Source organism: uncultured Deefgea sp. (genome assembly GCF_947072475.1).
Taxonomy (GTDB): Bacteria; Pseudomonadota; Gammaproteobacteria; order Burkholderiales; family Chitinibacteraceae; genus Deefgea.
Genome location: NZ_CAMTIA010000009.1, coordinates 58,903 through 79,282 on the forward strand (window position 1 = coordinate 58,903; position 20,380 = coordinate 79,282).

At 49.6% G+C, this 20,380-nt stretch carries 17 protein-coding genes; 6 read left to right on the forward strand and 11 right to left on the reverse strand.

Annotated elements, in window-relative coordinates; all coding sequences use genetic code 11:
- Nucleotides 1-70: 70 nt before the first annotated feature.
- The gene (gene ftsH, locus Q0V82_RS05215) at nucleotides 71-1,987 is read right to left on the reverse strand and encodes an ATP-dependent zinc metalloprotease FtsH (protein WP_226763167.1); all 1,917 of its coding nucleotides are present in this window, start codon (nucleotides 1,985-1,987) and stop codon (nucleotides 71-73) included.
- Between the two features lie 53 nt (nucleotides 1,988-2,040).
- On the reverse strand, nucleotides 2,041-2,664 hold the full coding sequence (gene rlmE / locus Q0V82_RS05220) for a 23S rRNA (uridine(2552)-2'-O)-methyltransferase RlmE (protein WP_226763202.1): 624 nt from the start codon (nucleotides 2,662-2,664) through the stop codon (nucleotides 2,041-2,043).
- Between the two features lie 41 nt (nucleotides 2,665-2,705).
- On the opposite strand from rlmE, the gene yhbY reads away from it, so the two are divergent.
- Nucleotides 2,706-3,026 (forward strand): ribosome assembly RNA-binding protein YhbY, encoded by a 321-nt coding sequence (gene yhbY, locus Q0V82_RS05225; RefSeq protein WP_297573227.1) that lies wholly within the window; start codon nucleotides 2,706-2,708, stop codon nucleotides 3,024-3,026.
- A 28-nt stretch (nucleotides 3,027-3,054) separates the two neighbouring features.
- Here the strand turns inward: yhbY and Q0V82_RS05230 are convergent, their stop codons facing one another.
- From Q0V82_RS05230 to Q0V82_RS05250, 5 genes are all read right to left on the reverse strand, one after another.
- Entirely contained in the window at nucleotides 3,055-3,489 is a 435-nt protein-coding gene (locus tag Q0V82_RS05230) for a DUF4149 domain-containing protein (RefSeq protein ID WP_226763169.1), read from the reverse strand.
- A 68-nt stretch (nucleotides 3,490-3,557) separates the two neighbouring features.
- A complete protein-coding gene (gene greA, locus Q0V82_RS05235; protein WP_297573233.1) occupies nucleotides 3,558-4,040 on the reverse strand; it encodes a transcription elongation factor GreA in 483 nt (160 codons plus the stop codon).
- A gap of 99 nt (nucleotides 4,041-4,139) precedes the next feature.
- The gene (gene carB / locus Q0V82_RS05240) at nucleotides 4,140-7,361 is read right to left on the reverse strand and encodes a carbamoyl-phosphate synthase large subunit (protein ID WP_297573235.1); all 3,222 of its coding nucleotides are present in this window, start codon (nucleotides 7,359-7,361) and stop codon (nucleotides 4,140-4,142) included.
- Nucleotides 7,362-7,489: 128 nt separating this feature from the next.
- On the reverse strand, nucleotides 7,490-8,644 hold the full coding sequence (gene carA, locus Q0V82_RS05245; protein WP_297573239.1) for a glutamine-hydrolyzing carbamoyl-phosphate synthase small subunit: 1,155 nt from the start codon (nucleotides 8,642-8,644) through the stop codon (nucleotides 7,490-7,492).
- A 163-nt stretch (nucleotides 8,645-8,807) separates the two neighbouring features.
- Nucleotides 8,808-9,287, reverse strand: a complete 480-nt coding sequence (locus Q0V82_RS05250) for a glutathione peroxidase (protein ID WP_297573242.1) — start codon at nucleotides 9,285-9,287, stop codon at nucleotides 8,808-8,810.
- Between the two features lie 82 nt (nucleotides 9,288-9,369).
- Between Q0V82_RS05250 and Q0V82_RS05255 the strand changes: the two genes are divergently transcribed.
- From Q0V82_RS05255 to Q0V82_RS05265, 3 genes are all read left to right on the forward strand, one after another.
- Complete coding sequence (locus Q0V82_RS05255; RefSeq protein WP_297573245.1) at nucleotides 9,370-10,377, forward strand: FIST N-terminal domain-containing protein; 1,008 nt, start codon at nucleotides 9,370-9,372, stop codon at nucleotides 10,375-10,377.
- 133 nt (nucleotides 10,378-10,510) lie between these two features.
- Nucleotides 10,511-10,945: a DUF1841 family protein gene (locus Q0V82_RS05260; RefSeq protein ID WP_297573247.1), complete on the forward strand. Its 435-nt coding sequence runs from the start codon at nucleotides 10,511-10,513 to the stop codon at nucleotides 10,943-10,945.
- Between the two features lie 110 nt (nucleotides 10,946-11,055).
- On the forward strand, nucleotides 11,056-11,685 hold the full coding sequence (locus Q0V82_RS05265; protein ID WP_297573249.1) for a PolC-type DNA polymerase III: 630 nt from the start codon (nucleotides 11,056-11,058) through the stop codon (nucleotides 11,683-11,685).
- Between the two features lie 77 nt (nucleotides 11,686-11,762).
- On the opposite strand, the gene putP is transcribed toward Q0V82_RS05265, so the two are convergent.
- From putP to Q0V82_RS05285, 4 genes are all read right to left on the reverse strand, one after another.
- A complete protein-coding gene (putP, locus tag Q0V82_RS05270) occupies nucleotides 11,763-13,256 on the reverse strand; it encodes a sodium/proline symporter PutP (RefSeq protein ID WP_297573265.1) in 1,494 nt (497 codons plus the stop codon).
- A 109-nt stretch (nucleotides 13,257-13,365) separates the two neighbouring features.
- Nucleotides 13,366-17,208 (reverse strand): trifunctional transcriptional regulator/proline dehydrogenase/L-glutamate gamma-semialdehyde dehydrogenase, encoded by a 3,843-nt coding sequence (putA, locus tag Q0V82_RS05275; RefSeq protein WP_297573251.1) that lies wholly within the window; start codon nucleotides 17,206-17,208, stop codon nucleotides 13,366-13,368.
- 335 nt (nucleotides 17,209-17,543) lie between these two features.
- Nucleotides 17,544-18,161 (reverse strand): DUF1294 domain-containing protein, encoded by a 618-nt coding sequence (locus tag Q0V82_RS05280; RefSeq protein WP_297573254.1) that lies wholly within the window; start codon nucleotides 18,159-18,161, stop codon nucleotides 17,544-17,546.
- A gap of 147 nt (nucleotides 18,162-18,308) precedes the next feature.
- Nucleotides 18,309-18,524: a DUF1289 domain-containing protein gene (locus tag Q0V82_RS05285; protein WP_221022711.1), complete on the reverse strand. Its 216-nt coding sequence runs from the start codon at nucleotides 18,522-18,524 to the stop codon at nucleotides 18,309-18,311.
- A gap of 148 nt (nucleotides 18,525-18,672) precedes the next feature.
- Here Q0V82_RS05285 and Q0V82_RS05290 point away from each other — a divergent pair, with 148 nt between their 5' ends.
- Together Q0V82_RS05290 and Q0V82_RS05295 are read left to right on the forward strand one after the other, a co-directional pair.
- Nucleotides 18,673-19,521 carry a UDP-2,3-diacylglucosamine diphosphatase gene (locus Q0V82_RS05290; protein WP_297573257.1) on the forward strand — a complete coding sequence of 283 codons (849 nt, stop codon included), beginning with the start codon at nucleotides 18,673-18,675 and terminating at the stop codon, nucleotides 19,519-19,521.
- A gap of 33 nt (nucleotides 19,522-19,554) precedes the next feature.
- Nucleotides 19,555-20,380, forward strand: an 826-nt coding sequence (locus tag Q0V82_RS05295; protein ID WP_297573260.1) for a glycosyltransferase family 1 protein, incomplete at its 3' end; no start/stop codon positions are given.

A 20,380-nucleotide genomic window follows, 5' to 3' on the forward strand; every position in this document is an offset into this window, starting at 1 on the left:
CCATTCCTAATCAACAAAAAAAGGCGACCAAGGCCGCCTTTTAAAATCACACATCAAATCAGATTCAGCATTAAGCTTCCGTGACTGGCGCTGTAGATACGTCTTGATCACCCGGCGTTGCATCACCACCTGCTACAGCCACCGTCACGCGGGGTGGCGGTAAAACTTTAGGTGGCCGTGGTTCACGACCAGCCATAATATCCAACACCTGTTCGCGATCAATGGTTTCCCACTCCATCAAAGCATTGGTCATTGCTTCAACTTTATCGCGATTTTCTTCAAGAATTTTTTCTGCTACCGCGTATTGCTCATCAATAATACGGCGAATTTCAGCATCGACTTGCTGCATGGTGGCTTCCGACATATTTTTATGCGTCGTCACTGAGCGACCTAAAAATACTTCGCCTTCATTGTCGCCATAAACCATTGGGCCTAACTTTTCTGTCATCCCATAGCGAGTCACCATATCACGCGCCATACCGGTGGCACGCTCAAAGTCATTAGACGCACCCGTCGAAATACGATGAATAAATAAGTCTTCCGCGACACGACCACCAAACAAAATCGCTAAACGATTCAGCATTTGATCTTTATATAGCGAAAAACTATCGCGCTCAGGCAATTGCCAAGTCAAACCTAGGGCTCGACCGCGCGGCATGATGGTCACTTTATGCACTGGATCAGTACCCGGCAGCATTTCAGCAACAACCGCATGACCTGATTCGTGATACGCCGTTGCACGACGATCTTCTTCAGTCATAACCATGCTACGACGCTCTGGACCCATGTAAATTTTGTCTTTTGCTGACTCAAAGTCGGCCATATCGACTAAACGTTTTGCGCGTCGTGCAGCAAACAGTGCGGCTTCATTGACTAAGTTAGCCAAGTCCGCGCCCGACATACCAGGCGTGCCGCGAGCAATAATCGAAGCATCAACGTCATTAGCGATCGGCACTTTACGCATATGAACCGCAAGAATCTGTTCACGGCCGCGAATATCCGGCAATGACACGGTAACTTGACGGTCAAAACGACCTGGACGCAACAAAGCCGGATCAAGCACATCAGGACGATTGGTTGCTGCAATCACAATAATGCCTGAATTGCCTTCAAAGCCATCCATTTCAACCAGCATTTGGTTCAATGTTTGCTCGCGCTCATCATTACCGCCGCCCATACCAGCACCGCGTTGACGACCTACCGCATCAATTTCATCGATAAAGATGATACACGGCGCATTTTTCTTGGCGTTTTCAAACATATCGCGAACGCGTGCGGCACCGACACCAACAAACATTTCAACAAAATCAGAACCTGAAATCGAGAAAAATGGCACTTTTGCTTCGCCAGCGATCGCTTTTGCCAGCAAGGTTTTACCCGTACCAGGTGAACCCACAAGCAAGATCCCGCAAGGCATACGACCACCTAAACTTTGATATTTACTTGGGTCACGCAAATAATCGACAATTTCTGAGACTTCTTCTTTGGCCTCGTCACAACCAGCAACATCAGCAAAGGTGACTGAATTATTGTTTTCATCCAGCATTTTGGCTTTTGATTTACCAAAACTAAATGCACCGCCTTTACCGCCGCCTTGCATCTTATTCATAAAGAAGATCCAAACGCCAATCAGCAACAACATCGGCGCCCAATTGACAAGCAAACTCATCAACAGACCTTGCTCTTCTTCAGCCTTGGCAGAAAACTTCACATTATATTTAATGAGCGTATCAACTAAACGGTAGTCAAATGGCGCCAGTGTGGAATAACCCGCCCCGTCGGATTTTTTACCGCGAATCAATTGGCCACGTAAAGGATTACCTTCGATTTCAGCATTCGCAATACGGCCTTGCTCAACATCCGTCATAAACTGCGAATACGGTATTTGAGTCGAGCCATCTTGATGCTTAGAAAATTGATTAAATACCGTCATCAGCACTAAGCCAACGACGAGCCAAATGGCGATATTCTTGCCGAGATTATTCAAGGCTTTGCTCCTGAGTTTCCCAAAACGAGGGATGATGAAAACATTTTACCTGTTTAGGACTTTTTTTGTTTACCCAATAAATAGACTTCGGGACTACGATCACGTGAAGCCTTTGGTTTTCGAGTCACAACCGATGCAAAAGTTTCACGCATCGCACTCATATACTCGGTAAATCCATAACCTTGAAACACTTTTACGACAAAATGACCACCGGGCTTCAATTGTTCACGTGCAAATTCCAAAGCCAGCTCGCATAAATACATACTACGAGCCTGATCCGTATCGGCATTACCCGTTATATTGGGGGCAATATCACAAATGACAAGGTCTAACTGGCGACCATTTAGCAAAGCGCTAAATTCCGCCAAAACTTCTTCTTCACGAAAATCGCCTTGTACAAATTCAACCCCACGAATTGGGTCCATTTCTAAAATATCCAGCGCAAACACACGCCCATGCGGCCCGACTTTCTTTGCTGCCACTTGACACCAACTGCCTGGTGCCGCACCCAAGTCGGCCACCCAAATCCCGGGCTTAAGTAATTTATCTTTCTCATCAATTTCGATGAGCTTATAAGCAGCACGCGCACGATAGCCATCTTTTTTGGCCATCTGTACATAGTGGTCATTAACATGCTCTTGCAGCCATACATTACTGGAATTAGAACGAGCCATCAGGTAAACTATCCGGTTATTTCAAGGTTTTTAAGGTTAATCTCATGCTACAACTCACTGCAGATCAATGCCGACATTTGCGCAGCTTAGCGCACCATCTCAATCCGGTCGTGATGATTGGTAGCTCTGGCTTGACCGAAGCTGTGATGCGCGAAATTGCGATCAATTTAGATGCGCACGAACTAATCAAGGTTCGCGTACTGGGCGACGATCGTGAAGCGCGGGTTCAATTTATGGAAAAAATCTGTGCCGATCTTGGTGCTTGCCCAGTGCAACACTTAGGTAAACTGCTGCTTATTTTCCGCCCAAGCAATACTGACAAGCCAAAAATCTTACTGCCTAAGCCAAAAAAGGTAGCAAAATAAAACAGGGGCGGCTTAGCCGCCCTTTTTTTTAATGCTCGCTAGACCATATATACACTAGGCCAAAAATGCTCTGCATTAAATAAATCAAACTTGAAATCGTATGCCACTGCGCCAAGCCGCCGCCAAACATACCCTCTGCCGCATTACTGACCACGGGCTTTAATTCGGCGATCAGCGGAAAAATTGCAAACTGATTAATCAGCGTACACAGCAGCATACTCAAGATCAGCCACAAACGCAGACTTTTAAACGCACTTAAGCCATTAAACCAAATCTGCCAGACGGCCAAAAACACCCCCGCGACAATCCCGATCCAGCCAATGACATAAAACAACTTCCCTGCCACCATGCCGGCAACGGCTTTATCTAAACTCGTGAATAAGGCGGGCGCAACGACCATGCCGATAATCCACATCCCACCAATCCAAAGGGTGGTCAGTACATTCTTTAGTCCATTAGCCATAACGTATATGAATGGCGCATCGGTGTGCAATAAGCCTCACACATATACCCACCCTATCTCCGCGTAGTTTAGAGGTATTGTACCGCTAAAATTTCATACTCACGAATACCACCCGGCGCCATCACCTCGGCAACATCTTCGGCATATTTACCGATCAAAGCACGTGCAATCGGGCTAGATACCGAGATCTTACCCGCTTTAATATCCGCCTCATCTTCACCAACGATCTGGTAAGTCACTTCGGCTTCGGTATCCAGATCTTGCAACAAAATCGTCGCGCCAAATACAATGCGACCTTCGGCGGTTTCTTCCAAATCTTTTGGATTGATAATTTGTCCATTGGACAACTTAGCTTCCAATTCAGCAATACGCCCTTCGACAAAGCCTTGCTTTTCTTTTGCCGCATCGTATTCAGCATTTTCTGACAAATCGCCATGCGAGCGTGCCTCAGCAATCGCAGCAATCACGGAAGGACGTTCTACACTTTTTAAATGCGCCAACTCAACTTTAAGTCTTTCAGCACCAACCACTGTGAGTGGGACCTTAACCATACTTTTTCTCCACTTAGTAATGACATCGCCACCACCAATAAAAACAAGAGCCGCCATCCCAATCTGGAACGGCGGCTTCACTTGAAGTGCAATACGTTATCAGTTATTTAACTGCAGATGCAAGTCTTGCAAACTATATACGTTCAATTCCTTCATATCACGAATCCCCACGCAGGCAGCTTTTGCACCCGCAATGGTCGTGAATACCGGCAACTTGGCTTTCAGTGCTTCATGACGAATCGAATAGCTATCTTGAATCGCCTGACGACGCTCATCAACAGTATTAAAAATCATGCCAACTTGGCCATTGACAATCATATCCACCACATGCGGACGACCTTCAGTCACCTTGTTGACAGCAGTCACCGCCACACCAGCGGCAGCAATCGCAGCAGCAGTACCCTTTGTTGCCAGCACTTTAAAGCCAAGTTTGGCCAAAATTGTTGCGCATTCAATCGCTGCAGGTTTATCCCCTTCGCGCACCGAAATAAACACGCTACCTTGTGTCGGCAATACCACACCGGCCGCCAATTGCGACTTCACAAATGCTTCAGCAAAAGTCGTACCTACGCCCATTACTTCGCCGGTTGATTTCATTTCTGGCCCGAGGATTGAATCCACACCCGGGAATTTTGCGAATGGGAATACCGCTTCTTTCACCGAGTAGTACGGTGGAATCACCTCGACCGTCACGCCTTGCGACACCAAAGATTGGCCCACCATACAGCGCGCAGCGACTTTCGCCAAGGCTACGCTGGTGGCTTTTGATACGTAAGGCACGGTACGTGAAGCACGTGGATTCACTTCCAGCACAAAGACCTTGGCCTCATCGCCCTTGCCTTGAATTGCAAACTGCACATTCATCAAGCCAATCACGTTCAAGCCTTTGGCCATCAATACCGTTTGGCGACGCAACTCGTCTTGCAACTCTTTAGAGAGTGAATACGGTGGCAATGAGCATGCTGAGTCGCCGGAATGAACACCCGCTTGCTCAATATGTTCCATGATGCCGCCGATGATGACATCAGTACCATCCGAAATCGCATCCACATCCACTTCAATCGCGTCGTTCAAGAAACGATCCAGTAGCACCGGAGAATCATTCGATACTTTTACCGCTTCACGCATATAGCGCTCAAGATCTTTATCCGAATGAACCACTTCCATCGCACGACCACCCAATACATACGATGGGCGAACCACCAGCGGGTATCCGAGTTCACGCGCCAAATGCAGCGCATCTTGCTCATTACGCGCTGTGGCGTTTGGCGGTTGACGCAGCTGCAAGTCTTGTAGAAGCTTTTGGAAACGCTCGCGATCTTCGGCGGCGTCGATCATATCTGGGCTAGTACCGATAATCGGCACGCCATTCGCTTCCAATGCGCGCGCCAATTTCAATGGCGTTTGGCCACCATACTGCACGATCACGCCGACTGGTTTTTCAACCGCAACGATTTCCAACACGTCTTCCAGCGTGAGCGGCTCGAAATATAAACGATCAGAGGTATCGTAATCGGTAGAAACCGTTTCAGGATTGCAATTAACCATGATGGTTTCATAACCATCTTCGCTCAAAGCGAGTGCGGCATGCACGCAGCAATAATCAAACTCGATCCCTTGACCAATCCGATTTGGGCCACCACCCAGAATCATGATTTTCTTTTTATCCGTCGGCGCTGCTTCGCACTCTTCTTCGTAAGTCGAATACATATACGCCGTATCGCTCGCAAACTCAGCGGCACAAGTATCTACACGCTTATACACTGGGCGAACACCAAATGCATGGCGTGCTTTACGCACCGCATTTTGATCGCAACCGAGCAAAGTACCCAAACGACGATCCGAGAAACCTTTGCGTTTCAATTTACGGAATTCAGCTTTAGTCAGGCTATCCACTGAACGACCACGCAAGGCGGCTTCATCATTGAGCAAATCTTCAATTTGCACCAAGAACCACGGATCGATCTTCGAAATATTGTGAACTTCGTCCAAGCTCAAGCCAACGCGGAAAGCGTCCGCCACATACCACAGGCGCTCTGGACCTGGCGTGGCGATTTCTGACTCAATCTTCGCGCGATCAGTACAAATTTCGTCAAAGCCCGACATGCCGGTTTCAAGACCGCGCAAGGCTTTTTGCAATGATTCTTGTTGGGTGCGGCCAATGGCCATCACTTCACCCACCGACTTCATTTGTGTCGTTAGGCGATCATTGGCTTGCGGGAATTTCTCGAACGCAAAACGTGGGATTTTAGTCACAACGTAATCGATCGAAGGCTCAAACGACGCTGGCGTTTTGCCGCCAGTAATTTCGTTTTTAAGCTCATCGAGGGTATAACCCACGGCCAATTTAGCGGCGACTTTAGCAATCGGGAAACCCGTTGCTTTTGACGCCAACGCGCTTGAGCGCGAAACACGTGGGTTCATTTCGATCACGATCAAACGGCCATCGGCAGGATTAACCGAGAATTGCACGTTCGAGCCGCCCGTATCCACGCCGATTTCACGCAATACCGCAATCGATGCATTACGCATGATTTGGTATTCTTTGTCGGTCAGCGTTTGTGCTGGCGCAACCGTGATCGAGTCACCGGTATGTACACCCATTGGGTCTAAGTTTTCAATCGAGCAGATGATGATGCAGTTGTCGTTCTTATCACGAACCACTTCCATCTCATATTCTTTCCAACCCAAGAGCGATTCTTCAATCAGCAATTCTTTGGTTGGCGAGAGATCAAGACCGCGAGTACAGATCTCGATAAATTCTTGCATATTGTAGGCAATACCACCGCCCGAGCCACCCATCGTGAACGACGGACGAATAATCGTCGGGAAGCCGACTTGCAACTGCACCGCCAAAGCTTCTTCGATGCTGTGTGCAACGCCTGAATTGGCCGAACCCAAGCCGATTTTATCCATCGCCACTTTAAACTTTTGACGATCTTCCGCTTTATCAATCGCTTCTGGCGTTGCACCAATCAATTCAACGTTGTATTTATCCAATACGCCGTGGTGCCACAAATCGAGGGCACAATTGAGCGCCGTTTGGCCGCCCATCGTCGGCAAGATCGCATCTGGGCGCTCTTTGTCGATGATTTTTTCTACCACTTGCCATGTAATCGGCTCGATGTAAGTCACATCGGCCATATTCGGGTCGGTCATGATGGTGGCAGGGTTGCTGTTCACCAAAATGACTTTGTAACCCTCTTCGCGCAGCGCTTTACAAGCTTGCGCGCCAGAGTAGTCAAATTCACACGCTTGGCCGATTACAATCGGGCCAGCGCCAATAATCAATATGCTTTTTAGGTCGGTACGTTTTGGCATTATTCTGTTCGGGCTTGCGGATCTCAACGGTGGTTTTCACCTCAACATTGATTCACGCAAACCTCGCTCCTTTATTAACTACGTGGATTAATCAGTTCGATTGAGCAGGCTTATTCAGCACGGCCAACTTAAGCCTGACGCTCTGCCATTTGCGCAATGAACTTATCAAACAAGTACGCCACATCGTGCGGGCCTGGGCTCGCCTCAGGGTGACCTTGGAACGAGAATGCCGGCGTATCGGTCAACTCAATCCCTTGCACCGTACCGTCAAACAACGAGCGATGTGTCACACGCACATTGGCTGGCAAACTGGTTTCATCCACTTGAAAGCCATGGTTTTGACTGGTAATCATCACATGCTTGCTATCCAAATCTTGCACCGGATGGTTGGCACCGTGATGGCCGAATTTCATTTTGCTGGTTTTACCGCCAGCAGCCAGACCCAGCAATTGATGACCCAAGCAAATACCAAAGATCGGCAGTTTTTTCGCCAATAAAGTTTGAATCGCGCTGATGGCGTAATCGCATGGCTCAGGGTCGCCAGGACCGTTCGACAAGAATACGCCGTCGGGATTAAGCGCCAACACATCAGCTGCCGACGTTTGTGCCGGAACGACTGTCAGCTTGCAACCGCGCTCTGCCAACATGCGTAAAATATTGTATTTCACACCGTAGTCGTAAGCGACCACATGAAACCGTGGATTCGATTGCACGGTATATCCCACACCCAGCTTCCACTCGGCAGCCGTCCACTCAAAGGCTTTCTCGCACGACACCACTTTGGCTAAGTCTTGCCCGGCCATCGAGCCAAACGATTTGGCTTTGGCGATGGCGGCGGCTTCGTCAATGTTTTCGCCAGTCATAATGCAGCCAGGCTGTGCGCCTTTCTCACGCAAAATGCGCGTTAACTTGCGGGTATCGATATCGGCAATAGCCACAACGTTGTTTTGCTTGAGATACTCCCCCAAGCTCATTGTTGCGCGAAAGTTAGAATGCAGCAGGGGCAAATCACGAATAATCAAGCCTTCAGCAAAAACAGCGCTGCTTTCAGCATCCTCTGTATTGACCCCATAATTACCGACGTGCGGATAAGTCAGCGTCACAATCTGCTTGGTATAGGAAGGATCGGTTAAGATCTCTTGATAACCCGTCATTGAGGTGTTAAACACCACCTCACCAAGGGTTTCACCCTCAGAACCAATAGAAATACCATGAAAAATAGTGCCATCGGCAAGGGCCAAAATGGCAGGGCTAGCGGCGGGCGTGGGAACTGTCGTAGACACGGGGCGGCTCCAGGGCATTGCGCCCAATAAGTCAAAATCGGTGGCGTAGGCGTAGAAAAACGGGATAAGGTTGCCCCACCCCGTTTCACACATACAAAATTGGCCGAATTCTACCCTAAAAGCCCTTTCCCATCAATGCCAATCCGTGCGCTAGCCACTTAATTCAAAGTAAACTTTCAACTTGCGCCACCAAAGCGCCGACTTTTTGATACGGCGCAAATCTACCTACCACGCGCCCTTCGCGATCGACTAAAAACTTGGTGAAATTCCAATGAATCCGGCCTAAATGCAAAAATCCGGCTTGTTGTTGTTTTAAGTAAGCAAACAAGGGTTCCGCCCGAGCACCATTCACTGCAACCTTGGCAAACATCGGAAAATCAACCGCAAAGCGCAATTGGCAAAACTGAGCAATCTCGGTCGCGCCACCGGGCTCTTGCCCGCCAAACTGATTACACGGAAAGCCCAACACCTGCAAACCGCGCTCACGGTACTGCTGATAAAGCTGCTGCAAATCGGCATATTGCGGCGTCAACCCACAGGCACTAGCCACATTCACAATCAGCAACACCTGCCCACGAAAATCCGCCATCGGCAGCACTTGCCCTGACAACGTTGTGACAGAAAAATCATAAATACTTTGCATGGCTTACTCGTTTATTCTGATTGCGTGTATTGTCGCCGGATTTAAACTCCGCCTCTACCCATATCGCCACCAAGGACCACCTATGCACATCGCCAGTGGCTACGCCCATGGCCCACGGCCCACGCCGCAAGTGGCGATTGCTGCTGTTAGCGCCGCGATGGCGCGCGGTGGACTCAGCCAAGCGGGCTCAATTTATTTGTTTTTATCGATGCACTTTCAACACGATATTCGCAATTGCTTACGGGCGGTCACACAAGTCACTGGCAGCTTTGATATTTTTGGCACCAGTGCCGCAGGTGTATTTAGCGATCAAGACTGGTCGCTCGACGCCCCCGCCGCCGCCGCCTTGGTGTTGCCCGCGCAAATGCATCGCCCGAGCAGTAGCGATTATTTTTCACTGGCCGCCCCCAACGCCATCAATTCGCAGTGGCTCAATCAAGGTGGTCGGCGCTTTGGCGGCATTGCCGGGGACGCCACCGGACAAGGCGCTTACGCCATCTGGCAACAAGGTCGGCCGCACACCGGATTGATCCAAACGCCACTATCCCCTCGAGACATCATCGTCTCACAAGGCTTTCAAGCACTCAGCCCGTTTTACACCATCACCGCCAGCAACGGGCTGATGCTCGACAGCCTTGAGCAGCAACCCGCCTATCTCACACTCAAACCTTGGCTCAATCAGCATCCTTTACATCATCTGATGGCGGGAATTAACGACGGCACCGCCACCACATGGATTCCAGTGATTGGCGTGGATGAGCGCAAGCAATCGGTCATGCTCGCCCAAGCTGCACCACCCTCGATGCAATTGTGTTGGGGGCACTTTGACAGTCAATCGGCCAGTCATGATCTAGGACTGCAACTGATGCAGCACTTAGCGGAAAAACCGCAACCCAAATGGGCATTAGTCATCTCAGGACACCGCCGAGTCATTGCCGGCAATGGTTTACACGATCCCGATTGGTCGGTGATTCGTAGCGCCTTACCGGGCGTACCGTTTGCTGGATTTTATGGCAATGGCCAGATTGTACCGCTCGCCAAAAGCAATCAAATCGTTGACAATAGCGTGGTCGTTGCTCTTTTTGACTAAACCAGCCTGCAAAACCCAAACCACTCTGCAAAGCAATTAATCCAAGCCGATTGGCCGCAAGCGACAAACCGCCGGTTAAGCCTTGTCGCCACGCCTGCTTTGCGATGGCCAACCAAAGACCCAGATCGACGCTATGTTATTTAATCCCAGCCGCGATGAAGCGCGCCGTTTTTTTATTCAAACCTGGCAAAAACACCAACAAAACCAAACGCTCGCCGACTTAGAAGCGGTACTGGTTGATGTATTGATGGCGCACCCGGAATACCACAGCTATTTAAGCATTGATTATCTTGATCACGACTGGCCGCCCGAGCATGGCGACACCAACCCATTTTTACATCTGAGCCTGCATCTGGCCCTTGCCGAGCAACTCTCGATCGATCAACCCGCTGGCGTGCGCCAACTGTACCAACAATTGCATCAGCAACAAGGCGACGCGCATAAAGCACTACACATCATGCTCGACTGTCTAGCTGAAATGATCTGGCAAGCGCAGCGCAATCAAACGCAGCCCGATCCTGCCATCTACCTTGCCGGCATTCGCCGTCACCTTGGCTTATTCCAATAAGCAGGTATAGGTATATGCCTGCAAATTAATACAATCAATAATCGCAGGCATATACCCACTCACCCCACATTGATTCCACATTAATTCAGTCAGCACCGACCAAGGACTTCATGCTCAATACCCCTCTCGTGGTTTTAGACTTTGAAACCACCGGCCTATCGCCTGCGATGGGCGCACGCATTACCGAAGTGGCCGCGCTGCGCGTCGTCAACGGCAAGGTAGTGGATAAATTAGTGTCGCTGGTCAATTGCGGCGTGCGCATTCCGCGCGAGATTACCCAAATCACCGGCATCACGCAGGCCATGGTCAACACCGCCCCCAAAGCCCGCGAGATCGTACCGGCGCTGATCGACTTTATCGGCAACGATGCGCTAGCGGCACACAACGCCAGCTTTGACCAAAAATTCCTACTCGCCGAAAGCCAACACCTTGGCCTGACACCACGCCATTCACAGCTGGTTTGCTCGCTCCTACTGTCGCGCCGAGTGCTACCGCAAATGCACAGCCACAAACTGGGCGAACTAGCCAAAGCGCTCAATATTCGCTTTAGCGGCAATGCACACAGGGCCGAAGCCGACGCCGAAGTCACCGTCGCACTCATCACGCACCTATTAAAAACACTGCGCCAGCAACATGACTGCCAGCACATCGACACTGAACTCCTTGTGCAAATCAATAAACAAGTCGCTGCCAAAGTGCCGCTGTTTTTAAAAAGCAGAATATCAAACCCCAGCAATTAATTACTCATAAGCCTCAAGCAAACAAAAAAGCGGCCAACGGGCCGCTTTCTTACTGCAATTTATTTTTTACTTTAATATCAAGCACCATTACGACTTTGCCGCATAATGGCATTCACCGCAGCAAAACCCGCACGTATTTCTGCCGAAACCGGCTGGCCTAGTTTACTCACCAAGACCACCGCCAAAGCCGAAAACACAAAACCCGGAACAATTTCATACAAACCGAACCAAGCATATTGCTTCCAAACCAACACCGTTAGCGCACCAACGACAATCCCTGCCAAAGCCCCATTACGCGTCATACCTTGCCACAATAAAGACAAGATAATCACTGGCCCAAATGCGGCGCCGAAACCAGCCCAAGCATAACTCACCATCTTTAATACTTGGCTATTCGGATTGGATGCTAAACCAATCGCCACCAAAGCAATCAGCAATACCATCGCACGTCCAAACCACACCAATTCTTTTTGTGAAGCCTGTTTACGCAAAAAGCTTTTATAAATATCTTCCGTCAACGCACTCGAGCAAACCAACAACTGACATGACAAAGTACTCATAACGGCGGCCAAAATCGACGCCAGAAATAAACCCGCCAACCACGGGTTAAATAATTGCTTCGCCAGCTCAATAAATACCGTTTCTGGTTGCGCATTCACGCCTGCAGCCAAGGCTGGGTTTTGTGCAAAATAAGCAAAACCAAAAAACCCCACGCCAACCGCACCCAATAAACACAAAAACATCCACGTCATGCTAATGCGTCGCGCCTGTGGAATCACGTCCACCGACTCAGCAGCCATAAATCGCACCAAAATATGCGGCTGACCAAAATAACCCAAACCCCAAGCCAACAAGGAAATCAGCGCCACCGCATCCAAAGACCCCCAAATATCCAGATGCTTGGGACTCATCATCGCAATATGCTCGACCCCAACTGAAAAGCCACCTTCAGAATAAACCACCATCATCGGCACTAAAATCAGCGCGGTAATCATTAATGAAGCTTGAATCGTATCGGTCCAACTCACGGCCAAAAAGCCACCGATCAACACATACGAAATCGTTGCCGCCGCACCAACCCACAAGGCAGTTTCATACGACAAACCAAACATATTCTCAAATAGTCTCGCCCCAGCAACCACACCCGAAGCACAGTACAAAGTAAAGAACACCAAAATGACCAAAGCCGTCACAATTCGCAACATATGGCTTTTATCTTCAAAGCGATTACTCAGATAGTCCGGCAAAGTCAATGCATTACCGCATTGCTCGGTATACGCTCGCAGCCTAGCAGCGACAAAGCGCCAGTTCAAATACGCCCCAATCAACAAACCCACAGCGATCCAAGCTTCAGACAAACCCACCAAAAATATAGCGCCTGGCAAACCCATTAACAGCCAGCCACTCATATCGGACGCGCCAGCAGACAACGCCGTCACAAAGCTACCTAAACTACGGCCACCTAAAATGTAATCGGATAAATTATTCGTGGCACGGTACCCCATCCAACCAATCGCCAGCATACCAATCAAATAAACCGTAAACGTCACCAAGGTTGGTGTATTTGCAATAATCAAAACGAACTCCTTCCTGCCAAAGGCAATGCACACAACAAACCCTCGCTCAGATATCAAAACCAAACGAGAACCCAATCTAAGTTAACTCAAGACTTAAATCGCCTTATATTGAAGTCATCAAACAAGCATTTCCACCCGCTGCCGCCGTGTTAACACTGATCGAACGCTCCGCCAATAAGCGAGACAAATCATAATCTTTATCACTAGCTAGAGCGGCACTCGACAAGCCTTGCGCCTGAACAATCGGCCCCTTTCTTTGTGCCAGCGCTTGATTCAATGCTCGTAAAGCTTCGTGCTCACCCTCAAACAACACCGCAGCAAATGATCGCGACTCAATGCTCTCGGCATCAAGAATGAGTATATTTTCCTGCATACTTTCGGATAATGAAGCCCGCAAAGCGTAAGCCGCATCGGTCGCACTCAATACGGCCCGATTGCCGGTGAGTAAAACCGCGGCCCATTGCGCCTGAGCGCCCAGTAGCGTTTCGCAAATACACCAAACCAGTCCGCGCGGGTGCATCAAGTATTGATTCAGCTCGCCCGTTGGGCCGGGCAACTCCAAATACGAGGCAACAACAAACGGCTGCAAATAACGCCCGCAACGCGACGCTGCGCTGGCATGATGATTTTTCAGCAAGCTGTCTCGGTATTGATTCAATGCGGCGATGGCATCCACATTACCAAGCAAAGTGACCGCAACCGACTTACTGAGCAACCGCTGCAAATACAAAGGACCGCCGGCTTTAGGCCCAGTACCCGACAAACCCTCGCCACCAAACGGCTGCACGCCAACCACGGCCCCCACGACATTGCGATTCACATACACATTGCCGGCCTGAACCTGCGATACCACCTGATCAATGGTTTCGTCTATTCGACTATGCACCCCAAAGGTCAAACCATAACCGGTGTGATTAATTTGCCTAAGCAATGACGGCAAATCATCACGATGATAAGTCAGCAGATGCAGCACCGGCCCAAACACCTCATGCTTTAATTGGGACAACTGCTCGATTTCAATCAGAGTGGGCGCAACAAACGAGCCCTGCTGACACCCTTTCGGCAAGGGAAGCTGGGTGACCTTGGTTCCTAGCGCCACAAAAGCATGAATATGCTGTTCGATATTACGCTGAGCCTCAGCATCAATCACCGGCCCAACATCAACCGACAAAGTATCCGGACGACCCACGCGTAATTCTTGCATCGCCCCCTTAAGCATCTGCGTAAAACGCTCGGCAATATCAACTTGCACGCACACCACACGCAAAGCAGAACAACGCTGCCCTGCCGAATCAAACGCCGATAGCAACACATCCGCCACAACCTGCTCCAATTGCGCGGATGAATCGACAATCATGCAGTTTTGTCCGCCCGTTTCGGCAATCAATGGGATGCTCTTGCCATTCACGTCCAGACGTAAAGCCAAACTCTGGGCGATCAACTGAGCCACGGCCGTCGATCCGGTAAACATCACCGCACTACAACGTGGATCACGAATCAATGCCGCGCCCACCGTTTCGCCAGACCCGAGTAAAAATTGCAAAGCCGCACGGGGAATGCCGGCCTCATGCAAGATTCGTACCGCTTCAGCGGCGATCAATGGCGTTTGTTCGGCAGGTTTAGCCAACACCAAATTACCCGCAGCCAATGCGGCAGCGATTTGCCCCATAAAAATAGCCAATGGAAAATTCCACGGGCTAATACACACCACGATACCCAGACCGCGGTGCGTCGTCGCACTAAAATTGCAATCAATTTGCGCCGCGTAATAGCGTAAAAAATCAACCGCCTCACGCACTTCGGCAATCGCATTGGGCAATGATTTACCCGCTTCGCGAACAATCAATCCCAATAAAATTGGCATTCTGGTTTCAAGTAAATCGGCGGCGCGCTGCAAACAAGCGACACGCTCAGCCACACTAAAGTGCGCATACTGCCTAGACTGCGCCAAAGCCCAGCCAAAAGCCTGCTCAACGTGCTCTTCTGTGGCCTCGAGCGCATACCCCACCACATCACGATGATCGGCGGGATTGAGAACCGGCAATCGCATCGTCATATCGTTCAACACCGTTTCTGCCAATATCGGCTCAGCATGCCACTCACTCAAAGTGCTCGCCAATAAACTCAATGCCAATTGATGTAATTCAGATTCGTTCGACAAATCTAAACCCCGCGAATTCTGGCGTTCTTTGCCAAACATTTTGCTCGGCAAGGCAATGCGATCATGTGATGAATACAAGGGGTGTATCGATTTGGCGGCGCAGACGGGGTCAGCCAGCAAATCAGTAATTGAAATACCTTCATCCGCGATTTGATTCACAAATGAGCTATTAGCGCCATTTTCTAATAACCGTCGCACCAAATACGCCAATAGCGTTTCATGACTGCCAACGGGCGCATAAATCCGACAAGGCCGCGCCAATTGATGGGCACCAACCACTTCGTCATAAAGCGATTCGCCCATGCCGTGCAAACACTGAAACTCATACTGATCGGGCTGATAATCAGCCCCCGCAAAGTGATAAATACTGGCCAACGTTTGTGCGTTATGTGTCGCAAATTGCGGATAAATCGCCTCAGGCGCGGCAAGCAGCTGTTTGGCGCAAGCCAGATACGCCACATCAGTATAGATTTTGCGCGTATAGACGGGGTAATCGACCAAACCATCCACTTGTGCACGCTTGATTTCACTATCCCAATACGCGCCTTTCACTAGACGAACCATCAAACGATGGCCGCTGCGCTGCGCCAGATCAATCACAAAATCAATCACCCACGGCGCGCGCTTTTGGTAAGCCTGAATCACAAAACCGATGCCTTTCCAAGCCGCAAGGCGCGGCTCAAAACACAGCGCCTCCAACAAATCGAGCGAAATATCCAAACGATCAGCCTCTTCGGCATCAATGTTCAGGCCAATATCGTACTGACACGCCAAACAGGCCAATTGAATTAATCGTGGCAATAATTCAGCGCGAACGCAATCTAACTGCGCACGTGAATAACGCGGATGCAATGCCGAAAGCTTAATCGAGATCCCAGGGCCGTCATAAACACCGCGCCCTGCTGACGCGTTGCCAATGGCATGAATGGCGGCTTCATACGCGGCATAATAACGCTGAGCATCATCGGCGGTGGTCGCCGCCTCGCCCAGCATATCGTAAGAGTAACGAAATCCACGCGCCTGTGCGGTGCGGCTAATCTTCAACGCTGCAGCAATGGTTTCACCACAGACAAACTGCCCGCCCATCATTCGCATCGCGCTATCCATCGCTTTACGAATCAAGGGTTCACTGCCTTGCGCAATCAACCGCGTTAAACTTTGCGCCAAACTGGCCTCACTTTTCAGAGAGACCAATTTACCAGTGAGCATCAAACCCCAGCTGGCGGCATTCACAAAAAGTGACGATGACTGGCCTAAATGAGACTGCCAATCACCGCCACTCAATTTGTCGCGAATCAAAACATCACGCGTTGCCGTATCCGGAATCCGCAGCAAAGCTTCAGCCAAACACATTAAAGCCACGCCTTCTTGACTCGACAATGAAAACTCATGAATCAAGCTCTCAACGCCATTGCCGCTGCCTTTAGCGCGCAAGGCCGTAACCAGTTTTTGTCCTAATGCTTGGATTTGAAGGGCTTGCTGCGGTGTCGCTACGGCCTGAGCAATTAAACGCGGCAAACATTGTGCTTCGCTAAGTCGATAGGCCGCGGTAATGGCCCGCCGCAATGGGCTTTGCACTTGCAAACTGCCAATGAATCCCGAAAAAACCGCACGAGGCAATACATTAAGATTAGAGAGAGGCGCTAAAGGGTACTCATTTTCATGACGTACAGACCATGCCGAGCCGACGGTTTGCAATACAAAATCAGGGCTGATATCGAGCCTCTGCGCCAATTGAACAAGTTTAACCGTTCGGTCCGTCGCCATAGAACTACTACCAGTCATATCCAACATCCCAACGCAGCAAAATAAGGCTCAATCCTAAGATGTAGTCAGAAATAACAAACTACAGATCTTCCCCTATTCCTTACAAATCTAAACAAAAATCAATAATTTAAAATAAAAATAAATTGGGTATACCCATCAACCCCAATAAAATAAAAGGATTGGCAGATATACCCAATAAATTTGTAAATATGTTTTGTTATTATTTACAAAATATATTCACCATAACTTAATACAAAACAAGACTAACCCACGTAACTTCTGCCTATCAAGCCACGGCATGCCCTTATATAGAAGCGATTTAGAAGCAATTTTTATCGCTCACCTACGGTTTTTTAACCAAACCATGGCGCCACACTCGAGATCATTAGCTCACCCAAACCCAGCACACTCACCAGCATACTCACTACAAATATGATCCGGAAAAAACCTTTTTGGGTTTTATGTCGACAAAACTGCTGTGCAAACCATGCCCCAGGCCAACCACCTAACGTCGCCACAAAATGCAGCACCGCCTCAGGCACTCGCCACCCACCCCGTGTCGCCTGAGCTTTATCTAACGCATACAGCGCAAAACTAATTGCACTCATCACCACAAATAGCGACAACAACACCCACCGCAGCGGCGACAACAACACCAAGAGCAAGGTGATCGGCAATAAGCCCATCGCCAAATAATCCACCCAATCAAAGCGCGCCGTCTTAGCCTCAACCGCCTTAGCCTCACGTCGAGCTTGGATTTTTAATAATTGCTCAGCACTGCTGGCCGCCATTTGCGCCCGAGCGCGGCCTTGCTTGTCTTTACCTAAAGTAAAATAAATCGTGTCGCCAAAGCGCGGCTGATGAATGCCGCCGCGCTTTAGGGTGCTGATATGTACAAAGTATCGCTCGCCACTGGCGATCTCAATAAAGCCAAAGTCTTTTTTCCATTGTCGTAACTTACCGTTTTGCATCCTGCATCCCTTACGCTATTTTTGGCGCTAACGCCTTTTTGATTTTAAGTTGACGACCCAAGAGCGCATCGTATCCCGACTCAGAGACAGACCCACACCGCTGACTGTAAAACCGGACTGACAACGGCACAACGTCGTAAAAAAACGTCACTTACCGCGCAACTGCCAAGGCGGCACCTGCCCCTTATCGGCCCAATATTGTTCTAAACGCTGCCAGATCGGCTCTTTTTCAGCGTCGCTCAGCATCACCCAATGCGCCACTTCCAGCATGGTGCGCTGACAACCTTGGCAAACATCATCGCCCATTCCCGTTGAGCATACCGCGACACACGGCGTATCGGGGCGCTCTTTTGCCTGATTCATTACAGTATCTTTCTTGAAAATTAATTAAAAACTCAAAAACAAATAGCTCGCTTGAAAATAAAACGTCTTATTAGCTTCATTTTTCCGTCGCACTATTGTCATATTTGATCCGCATGATGATTCACGAACCCTCAGCGGAGTGCACCTCATGGCATCTGAACTGCGTTTTCGTAGCATCTGGATTTCCGACCTGCATTTGGGCACCGCCGGCTGCCAAGCCGATTATCTCTTAGATTTCTTAAAGCACACCGAATCGGAGCAATTATATCTAGTCGGCGACATTATTGACGGCTGGGCCATGCAGCGCAGCTGGTATTGGCAACAAAGCCACAATGATGTGATTCAAAAAATCCTGCGTAAAGCACGCAAAGGCACGCAAGTCACCTACATCCCCGGCAACCATGACGCCGGTGCACGGCAATTTATCGGCCTACTCTTTGGCGACATCCGCATCGAAAACGAAGTTATTCATACCATGGCCAACGGCAAGCGCTTTTTGGTGATTCATGGCGATCAATTTGATGGCGTCATTCAATGCGCGCGCTGGCTGGCCATGGTGGGCGATCATGCTTACGAAATCACGCTCAAGCTCAATCGCTGGTTCAATCATTTGCGTGCGCGCTTGGGTTTTAGCTATTGGTCTTTATCGCAATACCTCAAACACAAAGTCAAAAAAGCGGTGCATTTTGTTGATGACTTTGAGCACGCGCTAGCCAATGAAGCCAAAAAACGCGGCCTGGATGGCGTGATTTGTGGGCATATCCATCATGCCGAAATCCGCAATATCGACGGCATTGAATACTGCAACGATGGCGACTGGGTTGAGAGCCTGAGCGCCTTAGTCGAAATGCCCAATGGCGAGCTCAAAATCATCTACTGGCAAAAAAAATACGCCGAAGCGCACGCTGAAATCAGCAAATTATATACAAACAACACCGACCACCCTTTCATCACCGCACGCCCAAGCGCCAACACCAATCCAACCACGTCTCACTAACCGCATCTTTTTTACTCAATAAGGAAGCAAAGCATGAAGATTTTAATCGTCACCGACGCTTGGGAGCCGCAAGTCAATGGCGTGGTGCGTACCCTAAAACAAACCACGGCTGAGCTAAAAAAAATGGGCCACACCGTCGAGCTACTCACGCCTTTGGAATTTAAAACCATTCCTTGCCCGACGTATCCCGATATTCGCCTATCGATTTTACCGGGTAGCAAAGTCAAGCAACGCATTCGCGACTTTGCCCCCGACGCGATTCACATTGCCACTGAAGGGCCACTCGGCATGGCGGCTCGCGCCTACAGCTTAAAGCATCAACTGCCTTACACCACGGCATATCACTCGCGCTTTCCAGAATACGTACAGCTGCGTTTTGGCATTCCATTGGGCGTGACCTACGCTTGGCTACGCCGTTTTCATAACGCCGCACAAGCGGTAATGGCCCCCACGCAAGTGGTGGTGAAAGACCTCACCGAACGCGGCATTAAAAACGTCGTCATGTGGTCGCGCGGCGTGGATTTAGAGGTATTCAAACCCGGCCGGCGCGACAAACTGCATTCGCGCACGCCGATTTTTGTTTACGTTGGCCGCGTTGCCGTAGAAAAAAATGTCGAAGCCTTTTTAGAATTAGACTTACCCGGCAGCAAATGGGTGGTCGGCGATGGCCCTGCCGCCGCAGGACTTAAATCCAAATTTGGCGAACAAAAAAACATTCATTGGTTAGGCGTACTCAATCAAGCTGAATTGGCCGAAGTGTATAGCAGCGCCGATGTGTTTGTGTTCCCGAGCAAAACCGACACCTTTGGCTTGGTATTGCTCGAAGCCATGGCCTGCGGTTGCCCTGTAGCGGCATACC

Coding starts and splice junctions, on each gene's coding strand:
- Q0V82_RS05290 (WP_297573257.1), top strand. CDS start 18,673: ATGGCATCTGAACTGCGTTTTCGTAGCATCTGGATTTCCGACCTGCAT.
- Q0V82_RS05285 (WP_221022711.1), bottom strand. CDS start 18,524: ATGAATCAGGCAAAAGAGCGCCCCGATACGCCGTGTGTCGCGGTATGC.
- Q0V82_RS05265 (WP_297573249.1), top strand. CDS start 11,056: ATGCTCAATACCCCTCTCGTGGTTTTAGACTTTGAAACCACCGGCCTA.
- Q0V82_RS05260 (WP_297573247.1), top strand. CDS start 10,511: ATGTTATTTAATCCCAGCCGCGATGAAGCGCGCCGTTTTTTTATTCAA.
- putA (WP_297573251.1), bottom strand. CDS start 17,208: ATGACTGGTAGTAGTTCTATGGCGACGGACCGAACGGTTAAACTTGTT.
- Q0V82_RS05280 (WP_297573254.1), bottom strand. CDS start 18,161: ATGCAAAACGGTAAGTTACGACAATGGAAAAAAGACTTTGGCTTTATT.
- yhbY (WP_297573227.1), top strand. CDS start 2,706: ATGCTACAACTCACTGCAGATCAATGCCGACATTTGCGCAGCTTAGCG.
- carB (WP_297573235.1), bottom strand. CDS start 7,361: ATGCCAAAACGTACCGACCTAAAAAGCATATTGATTATTGGCGCTGGC.
- Q0V82_RS05250 (WP_297573242.1), bottom strand. CDS start 9,287: ATGCAAAGTATTTATGATTTTTCTGTCACAACGTTGTCAGGGCAAGTG.
- Q0V82_RS05230 (WP_226763169.1), bottom strand. CDS start 3,489: ATGGCTAATGGACTAAAGAATGTACTGACCACCCTTTGGATTGGTGGG.
- Q0V82_RS05255 (WP_297573245.1), top strand. CDS start 9,370: ATGCACATCGCCAGTGGCTACGCCCATGGCCCACGGCCCACGCCGCAA.
- greA (WP_297573233.1), bottom strand. CDS start 4,040: ATGGTTAAGGTCCCACTCACAGTGGTTGGTGCTGAAAGACTTAAAGTT.